The sequence below is a fragment of the Cupriavidus sp. SHE genome, from assembly GCF_000812445.1.
Classification (GTDB): domain Bacteria; phylum Pseudomonadota; class Gammaproteobacteria; order Burkholderiales; family Burkholderiaceae; genus Cupriavidus; species Cupriavidus metallidurans.
Genome location: NZ_JWMB01000107.1, coordinates 14,198 through 33,114, shown reverse-complemented (window position 1 = coordinate 33,114; position 18,917 = coordinate 14,198). Strand labels below are relative to the sequence as shown.

Below are 18,917 nucleotides of genomic sequence, written 5' to 3'. Positions count from 1 at the left end.
CGCCACGCTCGCGATGAGGTGCTTTGATCGATTGCACCTGTGCGTCACTTGATGCGCATCTCGGGCAAGTAAGCCAAGACGTCGGAAGCACAGTTGAAGTACGGCATGCCAGCGCACACGGAAGCATCGCATTGAACTGAGAAGGTCGACGTTGGAGCATGTGTTTCCCTGGCGAGAACTCAGATCGTCCCAACTCCGCTGCAGTACTGACAGAAACGGTGACCGCGATAGCGCTGGAGAGCATTGCAATCAGCCAACCGTATCAAACTGGAGACCTGAGCGTTACCTACGGATACAGTCTGCCGGGGTACCGAAACGGCTTCAATGCGACATTTCCGAATCCTATGAGGGGAACTTCGGGCCGATGGCGCTGACCGCCGGTATGGCGCCATCCAATCGCGGTCTGCTTCTGGCCCATCAGTGGTCGGACAGTGTCCACGCCGACGGCCAGCAAAAGGGAGAGGCTTCTGTCCCTTGAATCAGAGAAATCGCATTGAATGAAATGGGCATCTAGTCCATACGTGAAGCCTCGCCTAGCGCATGAGCCATTCGCGCAGGAAACGGTCTGAATATATGGAGCCACCATGTCAACACCGCGCTATCGGTCTTTTACTCGGCGCACGCTGAGAGTACTCGCGCTTGTCGGCCCCCTGGGGCTAGCGCTCTCTGCCGCGGCGGCGCGTGCTCAAATTACATCTACAGATCTGGCGTCGCCTGGTGGTTCAAGTTCCGTGGGCTTTACGCAGATCGGTAGAGGAGCAACGGCAACAACGGTTCAAGCGAAGCTCCGCCAGTACGTCAATGTTGAGGACTTTGGCGGAAACGGCGATGGCGTCACTGATGATTCGCCGGCGCTTGCCGCTGCGTTGTCCGCCGCTTGCCCTGGAAAAGGCGTCGCTTTTTCGAACAAGCTCTATCTCGCATCGTCGATAACGATCCCGCCAAACTGCAGCCTGCGGGGACCTCTTGACAACGTGGGCGAACAGGCGTCCGGTAACTACAACGTTCCTGGAGCGATCCTGTTGCCGGGCACCGCCACTATCAGCATTTCACAAGGTAGCTCACTGTCTGGCGCTTACGTTCTCAACAGCGCCATCGCAAACAGTCTGCCATTCCGTGACATAACGACAGCGATGAAGGCCGTTGACGCCTTCTCGGGTACGGCGATTACCGCGATCGGTAGCGATGTCCATGTGCACGATGTCTGGATTGGGGGCTTCTCCCAGGCCTTCTATTCGTCTCGGAAAGAGCGGACCAAGATGGAGCGTGTGCAGATCGACTCAACAAACGGCGTATGGGTCGACTACTCCACGGATATCGCCCGCATAGTCGACGTTCACGCCTGGCCGTTCCTGACAACCCATCGCACATGGAGTACCGGCCAAAGCGCGCGTCGCAAGGGCTCAGCGTTCAAGGTGACCGGGCACTTCGATACAGGAATGCTGATCAATGATTTCGCCTTTGGCTACGACGTCGGCTTCGATATTCAGGCAAAAGAGACAGTAAATCTACTGAACTGCTTTGCTGACGGTCCTTCATTGGGTGTCGGTCAAGTGGGATTCAAACTCACGCAAACTGCGGACCTCGTTAGCATGATTGGAGGCGGCGCATCGGGTCAGGACATTGGTGTGTATATCAATATTCCTGCAATGCCAACCGCTGGATCCATCTCGATATCAGGCGCCCAGTTTTGGGGAAACTATGCCCATGTCATTTCGGACCAGCACAAAGCGCTGAACATTACTGCCTCCTACTTTCGCGATAACAACGGCGGTATGAGGAAAGGGGTGTCGATCAATGACGGCGTTACCGGGATAACCAACGTCTCAAGCTCCATCTTCGACGGCCCGGGCAACCCGATAAGCATCGCCACCGGAGCCCCGCTTCGGTCGGCAACGGTATTGGGAAACAGTTATGTCAATGCTGCTGCGTACCCTGAAACCGTACGCGGGCTTTCGAATAGTGGCACCACGGATGATGCCTCCCACCTGCTCGGGGCAACATGGGGCTCACCAGCGGCGATTGGAAGAGATGTCCCTAATGCCGCAGCGTTTTCATCGCTCTCAATCGGCTCCAAGCACGTGCAAGCATCTGCTGTCTCCCGTACGCCGGATATGTCGATCGTGGGAAGCAATCTCACGTTGCAGACGTGGAAAGATGTCACGGCATCCTCGTGGCTATCGCTGTCCCATTCGAGGTCGTCCAGTGTTGGTACCCACGGTGCCGTGCAGGCGAATGACATGCTTGGTGGCCTGAGCTTTGAGGGCTCGGACGGCACGGCATTTCGATCCTCTGCACAGATTGCTGCGTACGCGACGGGAACGCCGTCTGGCACGCATATTCCAACGGAGGTTCGCTTTGCCTCGGACAATGGGATCTCTTTCGCCGCTCGCATGAGGATAGATGGCAACGGGAACTTGGTCCCAGCCGGCGACAACCTCTATTCCCTAGGTGCATCAACGCAGCGCTGGTCCAATCTCTATGCGGCGAAAGCCCATGCCACGAGTGTTGCCGCTACCGGCCCGATACTGTCTTCGGGGGCAACTGGCGGGGTTGGCTACATGGAGGGTGCCGGAGGCGTTGCGACGCAAGCTATCAGCAAAACCACTGGCGTTACGCTGAATACGGTTGCAGGTCAGATCACGATGAACAGCGCGCAGCTTGCGGCGTCTGCGAGTGCCTGCTTTATGTTGAACAACAGTGTGATCAGCGCGTACGACACCATTAGTCGAAGCATCGCCAGCGGCGCAACAGCTGGCGCGTATTCGCTGGACGTAGACGCGGTGGGCTCGGGGACCGCTCGTTTCTGCCTGCACAACCATAGTGGCGCCAGCCTGAGTGAAACGCCCGTCATCAACTTCGCAGTGATCAAGGGCGCAGCAAACTGACATTGGGTAGGTAACGGCGTCCATCTCCGCAGTGTCATTCTCTTGCCCGCCACGAGCGGGAAATTTCCCAGACTCCTGGAAGAACGTCGTAGGTCGGAGCTGATGAAGCAAATCAGCTATACGGGAAACTTCACCTTCTTTGACTAATTCTTCGACACGCGAAGGGCGCCGCCCAATTCGGACTATTGGCGAATGAAATTGGGAAATTTCGGGCGCTCACAGATTCGCTCGACTCCTACTATCGCTTCGCGCTCCACAAGCTTAGTGGGAGCGCCGCATGTTAGGCCCGTCGTCCCCCGATAGCGAATCGAGTACCCAAGTCCATGAAGTCTGCATTGATCCCTGTCTTGCTATGCGGTGGCGCTGGCTCCCGCCTTTGGCCTGTCTCTCGCGAGGCTTCGCCCAAGCCGTTCATTCGCCTGCCTGACGGCGAGAGTCTGCTGCAGAAGGCCTTCTTGCGCGGCGCCCACCTTCCTGAAGTGACGGAAGTGTTGATTGCCACTAATCGAGAGTTCTTTGCGCGCACGGACGAGGAGATCTCGCGCGTCAATCAACATGGCACTCGCGTTTCGTATCTGCTGGAGCCAGTTGGGCGCAATACGGCCGCGGCCATTGCCGCGGCAGCGGAGCATGTTCGTATTGTTCACGGCGAGGACAGCGTGATGCTGGTGTTGCCGGCGGATCATCTGGTCGATGATTTGCCTGCGTTACACGATGCCGTCGAAGAAGCCGTTGTCCTTGCGGAAGCTGGCAACCTGGTGACGTTTGGCATTCGTCCGGATACTCCGGAGACCGGGTTCGGGTACATCGAACACGATGGAAATATCGTGCGTCGATTCGTCGAGAAGCCTGCCAAGGCGCAGGCGGTTACGTATCTCGAGTCCGGCCGCTTCCTGTGGAACTCTGGCATGTTCTGTTTCCGCGCGGGCTCGATCCTTGCGGAGATGGATCGTCATTGCCCGGGCTTGATCAGCGCGGTACGTGCGTGTCTGAACAGCGCGGACACCCAGTTGATCAAGACCGGCACCAAAGTTTCCTTGACCGAGACCTGCTTCTTGCAAGTGCCGGAAGACTCCATCGACTACGCAGTGATGGAAAAGTCCGAGCATGTGGCAGTCGTGCCATGCGACATCGGATGGAGCGACATCGGTTCGTGGGTTGCGCTCGGCAATCTGGTCGAACCGGACGATCGTGGCAATCGTATCGACGGCAACGCCATGCTGCATGGGTCCCACAACTGCTATGTGCAGAGCACAGATCGCCTGGTCGGCATGCTTGGCGTCGACAACCTGATCGTGGTGGATACGCCGGATGCGGTACTGGTGGCCAGCCGCGACGAGGCGCAGTCCGTCAAGCATCTGTACAACAGCCTGCGCAAGCAAGGCAGCGATCTGTACAAGCAGCATCGCACTGTGCATCGCCCATGGGGAACCTACACAGTACTGGAGGGGGGGTCTGGCTTTCAGATCAAGCGTATCGAGGTCAAGCCCGGCGCGAGCCTGAGCCTGCAGATGCACCATCATCGCAGCGAACACTGGATCGTTGTTAGCGGGACCGCGAACGTCACCAACGGTGAGCGGACTATGCTGGTCCAGAAGAACGAATCTACGTACATACCGGCGGGGCATCAACATCGGCTGGAGAACCCCGGCATCCTCAACCTGGTGATGATCGAAGTGCAGGTGGGCGAGTATCTCGGAGAGGATGACATCGTGCGCTTCGAGGATGTCTACGGGCGCTGCTGATGAATGTCATGACTCGCGCCGTCGCATCGGCACAGAACGCGCGACTTCTCGGCGGCGCCGGGTGGATGCGCAAGCATCGCCTGTTTCTGGCTGTGGTCGTTCTGCCAACGGTTATTTCGCTTCTGTACTTCGGGATTCTTGCTTCCGACGTATATGTGTCGGAGGCCAGCTTCATCGTGCGGAGTCCGCAGCGTCAGAGCTCGAGCGGTATCGGCGCGCTGCTCCAGACGACTGGGATCTCGGCATTTGCAAAGGCGGCGGATGACGCCTACGCCGTCAATGACTTCATGCTGTCGCGAGATGCGCTGCATCAGATCGACAATCGACTGGGTCTGCGCGCTGCAATGCGGAAGTCGGACATCGACATCCTGAGCCGGTTTGACCCGTTTGGTATGGACGGAAGCTTCGAGGCGTTCTACCGCTACTACGAAAAGGTGGTCAGCATTGAGTTCGACTCGGTGTCATCCATCTCGACCGTGACAACGAAGGGGTTTACTGCCAAGGATGCGCAAGCCATTGCCGAGCAGTTGCTCGAAGCCGCCGAGAAGCGTGTCAACGAACTGAATGAGCGCGGCCGCGCGGACCTGATCCGGTCGGCACAGAGCGAAGTCGATGATGCCGAGGGCAAGGCGAAGCAGGCGACGCTCAATCTCGCCGCCTATCGCAACAGGCATGCGGTGCTGGACCCAGTGAATCAGGCGACACTGCAGATGGAGCAGATTGGCAAGCTTCAGGAAGCACTGATCGCGGAGAAGACGCAACTGTCCCAGCTTCGCGCATTTGCTCCGCAGAATCCGCAGATACCGACGACGGAAGCGAGAATTCGCAGCCTGCAGTCGGATATAGACGCGATTACCTCCGGGTTGACCGGCAATAGCGCGTCGCTGGCATCGAAGAGTGTTGAGTACGAGCGTCTTGCCCTCGAGCGAGACTACGCGGACAAGCACCTGGTCGCGGCGATGGCCACGCTCGCGCAGGCGCGCGAAGAGGCGCAACGCAAGCAGCTCTATCTGGAGCGCGTGGTGCAGCCAAACTTGCCGGATAGCGCCATCGAGCCAAAGCGGCTGCGTGCGGTGCTGACAACGTTGGTCTTCAGCCTGATCGGTTGGGCATTGCTGAGTTTGTTGATCGCGGGTGTGCGCGAGCACAGGGACTGAGGCCATGACGACATACCAGACCTCATCTCTGGCGGCGTCATTGCGTATCCAGGCACGCGTCATCTGGGCTTTGGTACTGCGCGAGATCATCACGCGCTATGGGCGACACAACATCGGATTCCTGTGGCTCTTTGTTGAGCCGATGTTGTTCACGACTGGCATCGCGGCGCTCTGGACTGCGATACATGCCACGCACGGATCGGGAGTGCCCATCGTGCCGTTCGCCATTACCGGCTATGCCGGTGTGTTGTTGTGGCGGAACGGCGTGGGCCGCTGTGCCGACGCCGTGGAGCCGAACAAGGCTCTGTTGTTCCATCGCAATGTCCGGGTGCTGGACTTCTTCTTCGCGCGCTTGCTGCTGGAGATCGTCGGCGCCACCGCTTCCTTTCTGCTGATCGCGTCGGGAGCGATCTTCCTCGGCTTGATGAAGTTCCCTGCCGATCTTGGCCAGATGCTGGCGGGGTGGATGCTCCTTGCCTGGTATGCGCTGGGGCTCGGTCTGGTGGTCGGTGCGCTTTCGGAGCGTTCGGAGCTGATGGATCGAATCTGGCATCCGATCACGTATCTCTACTTTCCGTTCTCTGGTGCGGGCTACATGGTCAGTTGGCTGCCCCTCAAATGGCAGAAGTACGCGGAATACCTGCCCACCGTCAACCTGAACGAGATGATCCGTGGCGGGTACTTCGGAGGGGCGGTTGAAGTGCACTTCGATGTCTTCTATCTGATCAAGGCGAATCTGATTCTGACCCTTCTGGGTCTGGCCATGGTCGCCGATGTCAGCAGAAGGGTGGAAGGCGAATGATTTCCCTACGCGATGTGACGAAGTCCTATACCACCCGTCATGGTCGACACCAGGTACTCCGTGGGGTGAATCTGCATATTCGTCCCGGAGAGAAGGTCGGCATTCTCGGGCGGAATGGCGCGGGGAAATCCACGCTGATCCGCATCATCAGCGGCGCTGAACTTCCGGACGCTGGCTCGATTCATCGAGGGATGGCCGTGTCATGGCCTCTGGCGTTCGCCGGGGCATTTCAGGGCAGCCTGACAGGTTTGGACAACTTGCGCTTCGTGTGTCGCGTTTATGGCGCCGATCACCGCAAGGCGACGCCATTTGTGGAGGAGTTCTCGGAATTGGGGAAGTTCCTGCGCGAGCCAGTAAAGACCTACTCGTCTGGAATGCGGGCGCGGCTGGCCTTCGCCATGTCGATGGCGATCGAGTTCGACTGCTTCCTGATCGACGAGATCATTGCGGTGGGTGACTCCCGCTTCCACGCCAAGTGCGAGCACGAACTCTTCGAGCGTCGGAAGGATCGGGCAATGATCATCGTGTCGCATGAGGCAAGCCGCATCAGACAGCACTGTGACCGGGCGTGTGTGCTCAGTGACGGTGTCATCCACGAATTCGACGACGTCGAGCAGGCATATCAGCTGCACGACGCCTCAATGCAATAGATTGGAAATATCGTGAAGCAAGTCAAGAAAACCAAAGTCCTGCTCGAAATGCGTCCGGCGCTCGAAGGCTTCGCCGGCATTCCGCAGGAAACCCGTCTGCTGTTCCGCGGCCTGCGCATGCTGGATAACTTCGAAGTCGAGGGCATGATCCAGACGTCCCACCGCGTTCTCGCCAAGGGCACGTCGGACCGTGGGCTGCTGTTCTCCGAGAAAGCACTGCGGGAGGAGCGCAAGATCAATCGTTACTCCCGTGTTGTCATCTCGGTGGCGGAGCGACCATACAACACCATCCTCGACAGAGCGATGGACTATATGCAGCGACGGATGATGTCGACCCAGCTGACGTTGTCGACGGTGTTTGGCTTCGGGAAGGTCCGGCTGTCGAATTTCCGGTCGAAGTACTTCGAGGATTTCATCTGGCGGACGTTGTTCTCGAAGACGCTTCCGGCCAGCGACTACGCACTGGTGTCGAACGCCAATCAACGAATTTGCCATACGCCATGGCACGTCATGCACATGACCGGCCTGGCGACGTTGAACTTCCTGGCTCGGCCCCGCTATCCGGTGTTGAGCACCCCGGGTGTTGACGTCTTCATCGGACAAACGCCGTACCCGGCACGCATTCAGCGCGACACCGCGTTTGTCGTGCGTTACCACGATGCGATTCCGGTGTTCATGCCGCATACGATACCGGACAAATCGATTCATCAGGCTACGCACTTCTATGCGCTCATGAGCAATGTCAGGTCCGGCGCCTACTTTGCCTGTGTATCTGAAGCGACGCGGCAGGACCTGCTTCGCTTGTTTCCTGAAGCCGCCGAGCGCGCCGTCACCATTCACAACATGGTTTCGCACCACTACTTCAAGGAAGACGCGAATCCGGAGCGCGTGCCGGGCATCGTTCGTGCCCGCCTGCATGAAGGGGACAAGGGCAAGGGCGTCAGCGTCCAGCCAGACTTCCTGAGCCTTCGAGAGATGGAGGGGTTCTATCGGCGTGTCCTCGGCAAGCGTCCTTTCCGGTATTTGCTGGTGGTCTCCACGGTCGAGCCACGCAAGAACCACGGCCGACTTCTGGCGGCCTGGGAGGTGATCAAGGCGGATATCGACCCCGACCTCAAGCTGATCGTGGTAGGCGGCCTCGGATGGGATTACGCAACGATGCTCAAGGGCTTCCGGCCGTGGATCGAGCAGGGCGATCTATTCATGTTGAACGCCGTGCCAGCTCCTGATCTGCGGGTGCTGTACAGGAACGCCATCGCAACGGTATGTCCGAGCCTCGGCGAAGGCTTCGATTTCTCAGGCGTGGAATCGATGTCAAGTGACGGTGTGGTGCTTGCGTCCGATATCCCCGTGCATCGTGAGGTCTACGACGATGCCGCGGAGTACTTCGACCCGTACTCGACAGCCAGCCTCGTCAAGGCGCTCAAGAAGGTCGTCTACTCGGACGATGCGGAGGCGGTACAGCGACAACTGCGAGAGCGCGGACAGCAGGTCGGCTCCCGCTATCAACCCGAAAAGATCCTGCCTCGCTGGAACCAGTTCCTAGAATGGGTTGCGCAGCACAAGGGCGCCAAGGTGTTTGGCGGATCAGCGGAAGCCAGTGCGAAGCCGCTGGTTCTGCGTGATCTCGACAACCCTGCATAGGGCAGTGACACCCCCGTAGTTCTAACGTCGCCTCGCGGTGGGAGTCGGTACCGGGGAGTCTTGACGGCATCGTCTTCTACCTCCGACTCGAAGCGCGATCGTAGTGAAAGAGATTCAGATGGTAGTCAGAGAGAAGAAGTGGCACGGAGCGCGAATGCTGGTGTGCGTGGCATCGCTGCTTGCGGCGGGGTGTACGTGGAACTTGCCGACGTCGGGGCCGAGCACCTCCAGCGTGGCGGAGGGCACGTATGGCGGCAATGGAGAACCTGTGCAGGTGGCAGTGGTTGACATCAACGCCACGGTCGCACAGCGGTTGCGGCGCAAGGATGACGACAGTCAGTTTGCCAGGGCGCTGGCATCTGACGCATCCATGACCAACAGGATTGGTCGTGGCGACATGATCGATGTGGCCATCTGGGAAGCGCCGCCTGCGATGTTGTTCATCAATGCGAGTACCGCGCTTGGCGGGACCAGCAGTGTCATGGCGCCCACGCGGGCCAACGAACTGCCGACGCAGATGGTGGACGCCAGCGGCAACATCGTCGTTCCATATGCCGGCAATGTAGCGGCCGCCGGCAGGACGACCGAGGAAGTCCAGCGCGACATCGTGAGCCGTCTGCGCGGCAAGGCCAATCAACCGCAGGTGATGGTGCGGCTTTCCGGAAACGCTTCAGCGCAGGTGACGGTCGTCGGTGAAGTCAAGGGCAGCACGCGCATGCCGCTGACGCCGAAGGGCGAGCGGTTGCTCGATGCGTTGGCTGCGGCCGGTGGCCCGGCGCAACCCGTCAACAAGACCACGCTGCAGCTTTCACGCGGTGGCAGGAGCTATGCCATGCCCCTCAACGCCGTGATCCAGGACCCGAAGCAGAACGTGTCGCTGCGGGCCGGAGACGTGCTGACCGTGTTGTTCCAGCCGTTGAGCTTCATGGCGTTGGGGGCTTCCGGCAAAAGCGACGAGATCAACTTCGAGGCCGGTGGCATCACCTTGGCGCAGGCGCTGGGCCGTGCCAATGGGCTGCTGGACAACCGGGCGGACGCAACGGGCGTCTTCATCTTCCGATTCGAGGATCCGGCGTTGTGGGGCGCCCATGCTGATGCGGCGACGTCCGCGGAGGAACGCAAGGTGCCTGTGGTTTACCGCGCGAACCTGAAGGATCCTGCGACATTCTTCGCGGCGCAACGCTTCCCCATGCAGGACAAGGATGTGCTCTACGTCTCGAATGCACCAACGGCGGAACTGCAGAAGTTCCTGAACATCGTGTTGTCTGGTGCCTATCCGATTCTGAATATCGTCAACATGACGCGATAGCGGGCAAAGTCCATGGCAAGCAGGATGGTCATGCAGCGAGAAGGCTCGGCAGAGATTGCGATCGACGTCACACGCCTGGTGGTGCGCGCATTGCGCGGCCGTTTGCCTACTGGTGTGGACCGAGTGTGCCTGCGCTATATCCGTCATTTTCCGGACGCCAGGGCAGTGTTCTACAAATGGGGGATCGGTCGAGTGGTGTCGCGTGCCGGCTCCAGGGTGTTGTTTGGCTTGCTGTTGGCCCGCCCGGATCACGTCGTTGCCCGTCTATCGCGATGTCTCGTTCGCGAGTTGGCGGGCCGTCTGCCACGGAGGTTACAGCCGGGCAGTCTGTTCCTGAATGTTGGCCACAGTGGCTTGGAACTGCCAGGCTATGGGAACTGGCTGCGCAGTCAGGGGTTGAAGCCCATCTTCATGGTGCACGACCTTATTCCGATTACCCATCCAGAGTACTGCCGGCTTGGCGAGTATGGCCGGCATGGCAAGCGGATCACCACGATGTTGAAGCATGGCGCGGCACTGATCGCCAATTCGAACGCAACGCTTGCGGCGTTGGAATCGTTCGCTTGCACACGCGGCACGCCGACACCCCTGTCTGTTGTCGCACCGCTGGCTGGCGCGGCGCTTCCGACCGGCGCCGCGCAGCCTCCGCTTGACGAGCCGTATTTTGTGATGCTCGGCACCATCGAACCACGCAAGAACCATGCGTTGATTCTCCAGGTATGGCGCCGTCTAGCAGAGCGATGGTCTTCCGTGCGTGGCCCATTGCCACGACTGGTCATCGTTGGCCAGCGCGGATGGGACGTCGCGCACGTGGAAAGTCTGATCGAGCGTAACCCTGTGCTGCGTCCGTTGATTATCGAGATCCCGGATTGCGACGATGCGGGGATGGCGACGTGGCTGCGTCATGCGCGCGCGTTGTTGTTTCCGTCGTTCACCGAGGGCTTCGGCCTTCCTCTCGTCGAAGCCCTGGCGATCGGCACCCCGGTAATCGCGAGCGATATCGCGGTGTTCCGGGAGATTGCCGGTGATGTACCGCTTTATGTTGATCCGCTTGATGCTCTCGGGTGGCTTGAGGCAGTTTCCGATTTCGCAACGGACGAGAGCGGGCGCAGGGCAGCGCAGCTGGTGCGAGCCGGCGAGTTTTCACCCCCCAGTTGGGATCAGCATTTTTCCAAGATCGATCGTCTTCTGGAACAGCTCACCGGAGTCACGCATGGCTAGTGCGACTGTGAACGCGGCTGGTGGCGGCGCTAACGTCGTCTATGCAGTCGGGCTTTCCCGCAGAAAGTGCAGCATCGTCAAGCGGTTCCTTGGAGATGCCGTGCTGCACTCGATCCGGGATGTATGCATGGCACCTGCTACTGCAACCGTTGCGGTCTGGGGCAACGGCGTGGCGGACCCGGGTGTTTTCGGGGGGCGACGCGTGCTCCGCATCGAAGACGGATTCCTGCGTTCGGTAGGGCTCGGCGCGGATTTGACCCAGCCGCTGTCGCTGGCCGTTGATACGCAAGGGCTCTATTACGACGCAAGCCGTCCGTCCGACCTGGAATGCATACTCCAGGAGACAGTCTTCGACGAGGCGCTGCAGGCACGCGCGGCGCGTTTGACGGCGAGAATCGTCGATGCCGGCATTACGAAGTACAACGTCGGCAGTAGCCATTGGGCACGCCCAATCGGCTATATGCGGGTAGTCCTGGTGGTGGGGCAGGTGGAGAGCGACGCAGCCCTTCGATATGGGGCACCAGGGATATGCAGCAATCTTGCGTTGTTGCAGACGGTCCGGCGGCGCTGCCCTGAAGCCTACATCATCTACAAGCCTCATCCGGATGTCGTGGCAGGGCTGCGCGCAAAGGGAAGCGATGCGTCATCGTGTACACGACGCTGGTGTGACGAGGTCGTGACTGGTGTCTCCATGGACCGACTGCTGGAGCAGGTTGACGAAGTGCACGTGCTGACTTCGCTGTCGGGCTTCGAAGCCTTGCTGCGCGGGCGTCGGGTGTTCACCTATGGTCAGCCTTTCTACGCAGGTTGGGGCCTGACGCAGGATGCGCTGCCGCACCCCAGGCGAACGCGAATGCTGAGCCTTGATCAACTGGTGGCGGGTGCCCTGATTCTGTATCCGCGCTACGTCGATCCGGGTACGGGGAGGGCGATGCAGGCCGAGGACGCGCTGGACATGCTGATAGCGCGGCGCGACCAGCGTCATGCTGAAAGCTCGCCCAAGCGTCTGCTGCGGATAGCGCAGCGTGCGATGCTGAGGCTCTCGCTGCGTGCGTTGTTGGGGCGGCGATGATTCCGGGTGGCTGGCAAAAATTCGCAGGCGCACGTGTGCTCCTGCTGCAAGGACCGATGGGTCCGTTCTTCCGACGCCTGGCGCGCGCGTTACTTCAGGCGGGCGCTGCCAGCGTGCACAAGGTGAACTTCAATGGTGGCGATCAGTTCTTCTATGCGAGAGGTGCCATTCGCTATCGGGGCACGATGGAGGCGTGGCCATCGGCGCTGTCACGGCTGATGTCCGAACTGCAGATCGACACAGTTTTCCTGTTTGGAGACTGCCGCGAGATTCACAGACCCGTGCAGGCCATAGCGCGTGAGCGCGGCGCCGAGGTATGGGTGTTCGAGGAAGGCTATGTCAGGCCGGACTTCGTAACCCTGGAGCGCTCCGGCGTCAACAATCATTCGCCCGCGCCTCGCGATCCCGCCTTCTACAATGCGCTGCCGGATATGGAGCTTCCGGTCGAGAAGCCTGTCGGCAATACGTTCTGGTATGCCGCGTGTTGGGCTACGTTCTACTACACGGCATCCATTCTGATGCGGCCGTTCTATCGACACTATCGCCATCATCGTCCTTTGGGTGTGAGCGAGCTGCTGCCGTGGCTTCGAAGCCCGGTGCGCAAGCTGCGTTACCGGATGCGCGAACGTCGCTATGGGGACTTCCTTTGTGGAGTGGAAGCGGGTCGGTTCTATCTTGTACCGTTGCAGGTCGGTACCGACTTCCAGGTGCGTGTGCATTCTGATTTTGATTCGGTGTCGCACTTTGTTGAGCGTGTCGTGGCGTCATTTGCCCGCCATGCGCCTACGGACCATTACCTGGTACTCAAGCATCACCCGATGGATCGCGGGTATAGCGATTACTCCGTCCTGATTCGCGCGCTAGCTGAGCGCTATGGTGTGCAGGGTCGTCTGCACTACATTCATGACCAGCATTTGCCTACGCTGCTGGACCACGCCAGCGGCGTGGTGTTGATCAACAGTACGGTTGGACTTTCGGCGATGAACCATGGATTGCCTGTTGCCGTACTTGGTGATGCCTCGTACGCGCTGCCCGGCATGAGCTATCAGGGCGGTCTGGACTCGTTCTGGAGTGATGCCCTTGATTTCCGCATGGACAAGGATCTGTACCGCCGCTATCGAAACTATCTGATCCGACACACGCAGCTCAATGGCGACTTCTTCCGAAATGGCGTCTTCGAGTGGAAGCGTATGCGGACCATGGATGTGATGCGACGGCGCGCGGCCGTCGCGCCGTCGCAGTCAACCGGGACGGTGGGCGCGAAGAAGCAGGAAGCAACGAAGCGGGAATCAGCGAAGCACCCACCGCTGGATGCACGCGCGTAGCTCCGGGAGTTTGAGAGGCTTGAGCAGAAAGTCGTCCATGCCCGTGGCACGGCCGCGGAGTCTTTGCTCATCCGAAGCATCCGCGCTCAGCGCGATAATCGGGAGCCGTTGACCTTGAGCCTCGGATGCCCGAATCGCGCTGGTGAGTTCGTAGCCGTCCATATATGGCATGTGGCAGTCGGTCAGGATCATGCCATATTGTTTGTTGCGAATCGCAGCCAGCGCTTCCTTTCCGTCGGATACGACGTCACATGCCAGACCAAGCTTCTCAATCTGCCTGCGAATAACGATCTGAAATGGTGTGTGATCTTCCGCGACGAGAATCGGTAGAGATGTCAGACCCGCCAGCGAATCCGAGATCGGTGGTGTTGCCGTGGCATCTTGACCATTTGCGGGAAACCGATGCAGGTCGCGGAGAACCGCATCAAAACATGCCGTTCGAAACTCGCTCCACCAGATGGGTGGGCCAGACAGATTGCCGTGCTTTCTCCCGTAAGGGATGGTCAGCACGCCCGCAGGCACTTTGTCTGAACTGGCGTCTTCATCGATCACCGCAATATCGGAAGGATTCAGGCAATCAAGGGGTGCAAGCTGCATACCGAGGGCAACAGCGTGCTCACGAAACACTGCTGCGTCATCCGCACGCGACACATCAATCGCGATGTGTTTTTCCGCAAACTCCACCATTCGCGTGCTGCGCTCGACGACGGGCAGCGTCAATTCCACGCGGAACGTGCTGCCGACACCTGGCGTACTAGTCAAGACGATGGTCCCACCCATGGCCTGAACGAGCCTGGAGCAAATCGACAGCCCCAGACCACTGCCGCCAAATCGGCGCGTTGTGGAGACATCAGCCTGAGAAAATGCCTTGAAGAGAGCGGCTTGTTTCTCCGCAGGGATTCCGATACCAGTGTCGCTGACTTCCAGTTGAATCGTCTGTGTTTCGGGATCGTCCGCTATTAACAATGCTCGAACGACGATGCTGCCTTGAAGCGTGAATTTTGTAGCATTGCCTACGAGATTGAGCACGATCTGCCTGAGCCGCACTGCATCGCCAAGCAACGTCGCGGCCAGCCCCGCTTCCGCGTAGAAGTCGAGTATCACGCCCTTCTTTTCGATCTGGCGCGCCTGGATGCGCAGAACATCCTCGATGATCAGTCGCAGGTCAATCGGCGCCTGTTCAAGCTTCATCTCCCCTGCTTCGATCCTGGAAAAGTCGAGGATATCGCCGAGAATCTCCAGGAGAAGCTTGGCCGAATGATCGGCCAGATCCAGTTCTTCCCGCTGGTGGGTGGACAGTTCGCTCTCGCGCAGCAGGTCCAGCGAGGCAATGACCGTGGCCAGCGGCGTGCGAATTTCATGACTCATAGCGGCCAGAAAACGGGACTTGGCTTCCGTCGCCGCTTCGGCTTCACGACTGGCCGTAGCCAGCAGCGTGTTGTAGCGCTGCATCTCGGTTACGTCCATCGCATAGGCATACCAGAGTGTTGCGCCATTGGGGCCAACTCTTGGATTGCCACTGGCGATGTGTACCCACCGGTTATCCGGGGTGAGGTGCACGGTAACATCCATCGGCTGCTGAGTCGCGATGGATTGGTCTACTACCCCAATGAATAGTGTCTTTTCAGAGGCGTCGAGATTCGGAAGGATGCCACCGCCGTCGCGCATCATTCTCTCGGCCGACCAGCTCAGCGTGGTGTTCTGCATCCCCTTCACCCAGGGAAGCCAGATATGGCCGTTCGATTCGCGGCAGAGCTGGAAGAATGTCACCGATAGCGCCTCAGTGATGTCATCCATGGCTGCGGAAGTCTGATCGACGCGATGCTGCGCTGCCACCTGTTCGCTGATATCCGTCAGCACTATCGCGATACCGGAGAACACGCCATCTTCCGATCTGCATTGTTTGGCGTTCACCCTGAATGTGCGTACGGTTTCCTCCGGAATACCGAGAGTGATGAGATCGGAGCGTTCATTGCCGTCCATTCTGAGCAGGGTGAGTTCCAGTAGACCACCCAGATCGCGAAAGCGGCTTGTCGTGTGACTGTGGACCAATGGCTTCCCGACGAGATCTTCGGTACTGACGTCGCACAGCTTGGCGTAAGGTTCGCTGACCTTGAGGATGCGGTGCTCGTGGCTCACCACTAGTACCGGATTGGGCGAGGAGTCCAGCAACGACTGGAAAATGGCTTGCTCTGACTTGAGTTCTGCCACCTCGGCGCTTGCCTGTCTGGCGTTGCGCCAGCAACGTGCCACTACGAGCATCATTGCAGCGAGTAGGGCAAGCGGAGTAACGAAATAGGCCGCCGAAAGATGGAGCATGGTGCGTCACGAAGTCCCAGGCAGTGTCAATAGGACAACCACCGTCCCCGACGATTGGAGGCGGCACTTCATGATGCTAGTTGAAAATCAAGAATTACAGAAGTGATAGATATGCAACATGGTCGCGAGTTGATCGGCATGCCATGTGCCTCTGTCTTCTGACACGGTCAGAGCGGACCGCAACTCAGTGATGTGATTGACCAGGCGCAGGCATGCTCCGTAGGAACGCGCCGGAATCCGATCTCGAATCTGTCAGGCTATGGGCCATCAGGCGCAATGTCATCGCAATGCTGTCGCGATGCGGAACATGGGGGTGCAATCGCTCGGACTCATACAGGAGTACTGCAGCGAATTCGTTGATCACATTCTGGTCATACTCCGCCTGCACGCGGACATGGGTTTCAAGCATCCAGCTTAGGCCCTGGACAAAGCCGATGACGAGCTCCAGATCGTCTGAGTTAGGTCCGGTTTTCTGAGTCCGACTCAACCGATCAATCTCGGATTCAAGGGCGGCAATTCGATGTTCGAGCTTTTCTAATCGCGAAGTCATGGAAATTCCGGTTGAGGCGCGGTGATGCGGCGAGGTTGAGAAGGAATGCGTCGTGAGCGGGTCATGCGCCAAGGCGATCCAGACTGGCAATCTGATCAGGCGCGATGCCAAGCGCTGTCGCCAGCTTCTCGATCGACGATCTGCGCAACGCTTCGTTGTTCTCGAGTTGGGCGTAGCCCTGCTGGCTTATTCCTAGGCGTGCCGCAACCACCTTCTGTGTGTGGCCAAAATACTCGCGCCACGCGCGAACCGGTGTGATGCCATCCACGAGCACCTTTCGAGATACCACGTCGGGCACAAGATTCCGGTCGACTCCCAACTGGACCGCATAGCTGGCGTAGGGGATGACGACGAAGACTGGATGACCACGATGATCATCAATGATCTGGAGGAAATTCGACGTATCCATTGCTATCGACGACGAGGGCGGTGGATGCGGCGAAGACTTCGAATCATCGCAGGCGTCGCGTTCCATGGAGCAGCCCATTTTTTACGAAGCACCTATCAGCTTGATCAGCTCGTGCGGAGTTTCGGATTGGATGGTTATCCCAAAAGCGAACTGATCGTTAAGCGCAGATTAAGTCTAACGACCAAAGCGAACGCTGATCTAGGAAGAAGGCCGATTCGTCGTCGGAAAATTCTGATTTCAACGCAACAAGCATCGAAGGCGTGGATAAGCGCACGCGTGCGTACAGAAATCATGCGACGGGTGGCGAAACCGTTCAAGCGGGGTGAACTGCAGTCGCTGGGAATTTCATTTCTGAGCAGAAACCGTACTCAGTTCACAACACTATCGGTTTGCCATGGTCTCGCGCACATAACGCTAATTTCCCAAATATGCCGGGAAGCTTCTTATAAAGCTACAGGAAATCTCGCAGCCTGTCTTTTTTATGATCGTAGATGATTGTTTTAGAAGGAGAAAATTGAAGTCAATGGAAAGACGAGCAAGTGTCGAACCGGTCTTTTAGCTATTTCTTGTCGATGGTGATCCAAAGATAATTCGCATCGTTGCATGTTCACCTTGTGACGTTAATCCACGGAAGAGGAATTCAGTATGAAAATCAAGATGCTCACCGCTGCGGTCGTTGCCTTGGCGTCGACAGGTGCCTTTGCACAATCGAGCGTGACGATGTACGGCGTAGCGGATGTCGGTATCGAATACCTGACCCATGCTGGTGGCGACAACAGCACGGTTCGCATGTCGTCAGGCAACCTCTCAGGATCGCGTTGGGGCCTGCGTGGCACCGAAGATCTGGGTGGCGGCCTGAAAGGCATCTTCACGCTGGAAAGTGGTATCAACATCGACACCGGCAGTGGCGCCGACTCGAGCCGCATGTTCAATCGTCAGGCATTCGTCGGCTTGCAGAAGGATGGCATCGGCACCCTGACGCTGGGTCGCCAACAGACGCTGCTGTATGACTTCGGTCTGAACTATGATCCGATGGCCATTGCGACGCGTTACTCGATCATCGGACAGGACGGTGCGTTTGCAAGCCGTGCCGACAATGCGATCAAGTATGTCGGTACGTTTGGAGGCGTCACGGCTTCCGCACTGTATAGCTTCCGCTACAACGGCCAAGAAGTCCCTGGCCAAACCAGCCGCGGCGCTGAGTACTCGGCCGGCCTGAACTACGCTACTGGCCCGCTGTCGGTTGGCGCTGTGTATGATCAGGTACGCTTGGGTTGGATGCCTGGTATTGCCGACACGGGTGCGAAGATCCAGCGTGCAACGATTGCTGGCACCTATATGTTTGGTCCGGCCAAGGTGTTCGGTGGCTGGCGTTGGGCAAACCAGACGATGGCCGACAACCACGTACGTTCGAATCTGTGGTGGACGGGCCTGGGCTATCAGGTGACACCGGCTCTGTCGTTGACCGGCGCGGTTTACTATCAGGCCTTCCACCAGACTTCGGCTGATCCTTGGACGCTGGTGGCTTCGGCTGATTACGCGTTGTCCAAGCGTACCGATCTCTATCTGAACATGGCCTATGCCATTAACAAGAAGGATAGCGACCGGGGCATCGTGTCGGTAGTTGGCGTGAGCAATGCCGATCAGCCGATCAATGGCCAGAACCAGTTCGGCGCCGTTGTCGGCATCCGTCACAAGTTCTGATGACGTGATTGTGTCCTGAAGATCGTGGAGTGCCTGGATAGGTACTCCGCATCTACCAGATCGGAAAGGCCACGGCATATGCCGTGGCCTTTTTGCATGGATGCCCGTGAATAGGCTCCATA

General features: G+C 58.6%; 14 protein-coding genes. 11 read left to right on the top strand and 3 right to left on the bottom strand.

The window, feature by feature from the left end:
- Positions 1-584 precede the first annotated feature (584 nt).
- The 10 genes from RN01_RS32690 (at position 585) to RN01_RS31615 (ending at position 13,813) form a co-directional block, all read left to right on the top strand.
- Positions 585-2,888 carry a hypothetical protein gene (locus RN01_RS32690; protein ID WP_128646539.1) on the top strand — a complete coding sequence of 768 codons (2,304 nt, stop codon included), beginning with the start codon at positions 585-587 and terminating at the stop codon, positions 2,886-2,888.
- Positions 2,889-3,211: 323 nt separating this feature from the next.
- On the top strand, positions 3,212-4,633 hold the full coding sequence (locus RN01_RS31655; RefSeq protein ID WP_017511571.1) for a mannose-1-phosphate guanylyltransferase/mannose-6-phosphate isomerase: 1,422 nt from the start codon (positions 3,212-3,214) through the stop codon (positions 4,631-4,633).
- A gap of 8 nt (positions 4,634-4,641) precedes the next feature.
- Positions 4,642-5,790 (top strand): capsule polysaccharide export protein, encoded by a 1,149-nt coding sequence (locus RN01_RS31650; protein ID WP_029700367.1) that lies wholly within the window; start codon positions 4,642-4,644, stop codon positions 5,788-5,790.
- A 4-nt stretch (positions 5,791-5,794) separates the two neighbouring features.
- Complete coding sequence (locus tag RN01_RS31645; RefSeq protein WP_017511573.1) at positions 5,795-6,592, top strand: ABC transporter permease; 798 nt, start codon at positions 5,795-5,797, stop codon at positions 6,590-6,592.
- Positions 6,589-7,242: an ABC transporter ATP-binding protein gene (locus RN01_RS31640; protein WP_017511574.1), complete on the top strand. Its 654-nt coding sequence runs from the start codon at positions 6,589-6,591 to the stop codon at positions 7,240-7,242. The genes RN01_RS31645 and RN01_RS31640 overlap by 4 nt, the downstream gene beginning before the upstream one ends.
- A 12-nt stretch (positions 7,243-7,254) precedes the next feature.
- A complete protein-coding gene (locus tag RN01_RS31635; RefSeq protein ID WP_017511575.1) occupies positions 7,255-8,886 on the top strand; it encodes a glycosyltransferase family 1 protein in 1,632 nt (543 codons plus the stop codon).
- Positions 8,887-9,004: 118 nt separating this feature from the next.
- Positions 9,005-10,195 (top strand): polysaccharide biosynthesis/export family protein, encoded by a 1,191-nt coding sequence (locus RN01_RS31630; protein WP_189443393.1) that lies wholly within the window; start codon positions 9,005-9,007, stop codon positions 10,193-10,195.
- Between the two features lie 30 nt (positions 10,196-10,225).
- Positions 10,226-11,416 carry a glycosyltransferase family 1 protein gene (locus RN01_RS31625; protein WP_029700369.1) on the top strand — a complete coding sequence of 397 codons (1,191 nt, stop codon included), beginning with the start codon at positions 10,226-10,228 and terminating at the stop codon, positions 11,414-11,416.
- Entirely contained in the window at positions 11,409-12,488 is a 1,080-nt protein-coding gene (locus tag RN01_RS31620) for a beta-3-deoxy-D-manno-oct-2-ulosonic acid transferase (RefSeq protein WP_024570320.1), read from the top strand. Before RN01_RS31625 ends, RN01_RS31620 begins: the two co-directional genes overlap by 8 nt.
- Positions 12,489-12,706: 218 nt before the next feature.
- Positions 12,707-13,813 (top strand): capsular biosynthesis protein, encoded by a 1,107-nt coding sequence (locus tag RN01_RS31615; protein ID WP_223277401.1) that lies wholly within the window; start codon positions 12,707-12,709, stop codon positions 13,811-13,813.
- Here RN01_RS31615 and RN01_RS31610 read toward each other — a convergent pair.
- The 3 genes from RN01_RS31610 to RN01_RS31600 all read right to left on the bottom strand — a co-directional run bounded on the left by RN01_RS31610 (position 13,778) and on the right by RN01_RS31600 (position 17,157).
- Entirely contained in the window at positions 13,778-16,132 is a 2,355-nt protein-coding gene (locus tag RN01_RS31610) for an ATP-binding protein (protein ID WP_024570321.1), read from the bottom strand. The two genes, RN01_RS31615 and RN01_RS31610, sit on opposite strands and share 36 nt — an antisense overlap.
- 184 nt (positions 16,133-16,316) lie before the next feature.
- Positions 16,317-16,793: a hypothetical protein gene (locus RN01_RS31605; protein WP_223277402.1), complete on the bottom strand. Its 477-nt coding sequence runs from the start codon at positions 16,791-16,793 to the stop codon at positions 16,317-16,319.
- Complete coding sequence (locus tag RN01_RS31600; RefSeq protein ID WP_231582336.1) at positions 16,744-17,157, bottom strand: helix-turn-helix domain-containing protein; 414 nt, start codon at positions 17,155-17,157, stop codon at positions 16,744-16,746. Before RN01_RS31600 ends, RN01_RS31605 begins: the two co-directional genes overlap by 50 nt.
- A gap of 579 nt (positions 17,158-17,736) precedes the next feature.
- Between RN01_RS31600 and RN01_RS31595 the strand changes: the two genes are divergently transcribed.
- Positions 17,737-18,795 carry a porin gene (locus tag RN01_RS31595; RefSeq protein ID WP_017511293.1) on the top strand — a complete coding sequence of 353 codons (1,059 nt, stop codon included), beginning with the start codon at positions 17,737-17,739 and terminating at the stop codon, positions 18,793-18,795.
- The last annotated feature ends 122 nt before the right edge of the window (positions 18,796-18,917 follow it).

Excerpts from the sequence above, each read along its gene's own strand:
- RN01_RS32690 (WP_128646539.1), top strand. The coding sequence starts at position 585 with ATGTCAACACCGCGCTATCGGTCTTTTACTCGGCGCACGCTGAGAGTA.
- RN01_RS31655 (WP_017511571.1), top strand. The coding sequence starts at position 3,212 with ATGAAGTCTGCATTGATCCCTGTCTTGCTATGCGGTGGCGCTGGCTCC.
- RN01_RS31650 (WP_029700367.1), top strand. The coding sequence starts at position 4,642 with ATGACTCGCGCCGTCGCATCGGCACAGAACGCGCGACTTCTCGGCGGC.
- RN01_RS31645 (WP_017511573.1), top strand. The coding sequence starts at position 5,795 with ATGACGACATACCAGACCTCATCTCTGGCGGCGTCATTGCGTATCCAG.
- RN01_RS31640 (WP_017511574.1), top strand. The coding sequence starts at position 6,589 with ATGATTTCCCTACGCGATGTGACGAAGTCCTATACCACCCGTCATGGT.
- RN01_RS31630 (WP_189443393.1), top strand. The coding sequence starts at position 9,005 with ATGGTAGTCAGAGAGAAGAAGTGGCACGGAGCGCGAATGCTGGTGTGC.
- RN01_RS31625 (WP_029700369.1), top strand. The coding sequence starts at position 10,226 with ATGCAGCGAGAAGGCTCGGCAGAGATTGCGATCGACGTCACACGCCTG.
- RN01_RS31620 (WP_024570320.1), top strand. The coding sequence starts at position 11,409 with ATGGCTAGTGCGACTGTGAACGCGGCTGGTGGCGGCGCTAACGTCGTC.
- RN01_RS31615 (WP_223277401.1), top strand. The coding sequence starts at position 12,707 with ATGTCCGAACTGCAGATCGACACAGTTTTCCTGTTTGGAGACTGCCGC.
- RN01_RS31610 (WP_024570321.1), bottom strand. The coding sequence starts at position 16,132 with ATGCTCCATCTTTCGGCGGCCTATTTCGTTACTCCGCTTGCCCTACTC.
- RN01_RS31600 (WP_231582336.1), bottom strand. The coding sequence starts at position 17,157 with ATGGAACGCGACGCCTGCGATGATTCGAAGTCTTCGCCGCATCCACCG.
- RN01_RS31595 (WP_017511293.1), top strand. The coding sequence starts at position 17,737 with ATGAAAATCAAGATGCTCACCGCTGCGGTCGTTGCCTTGGCGTCGACA.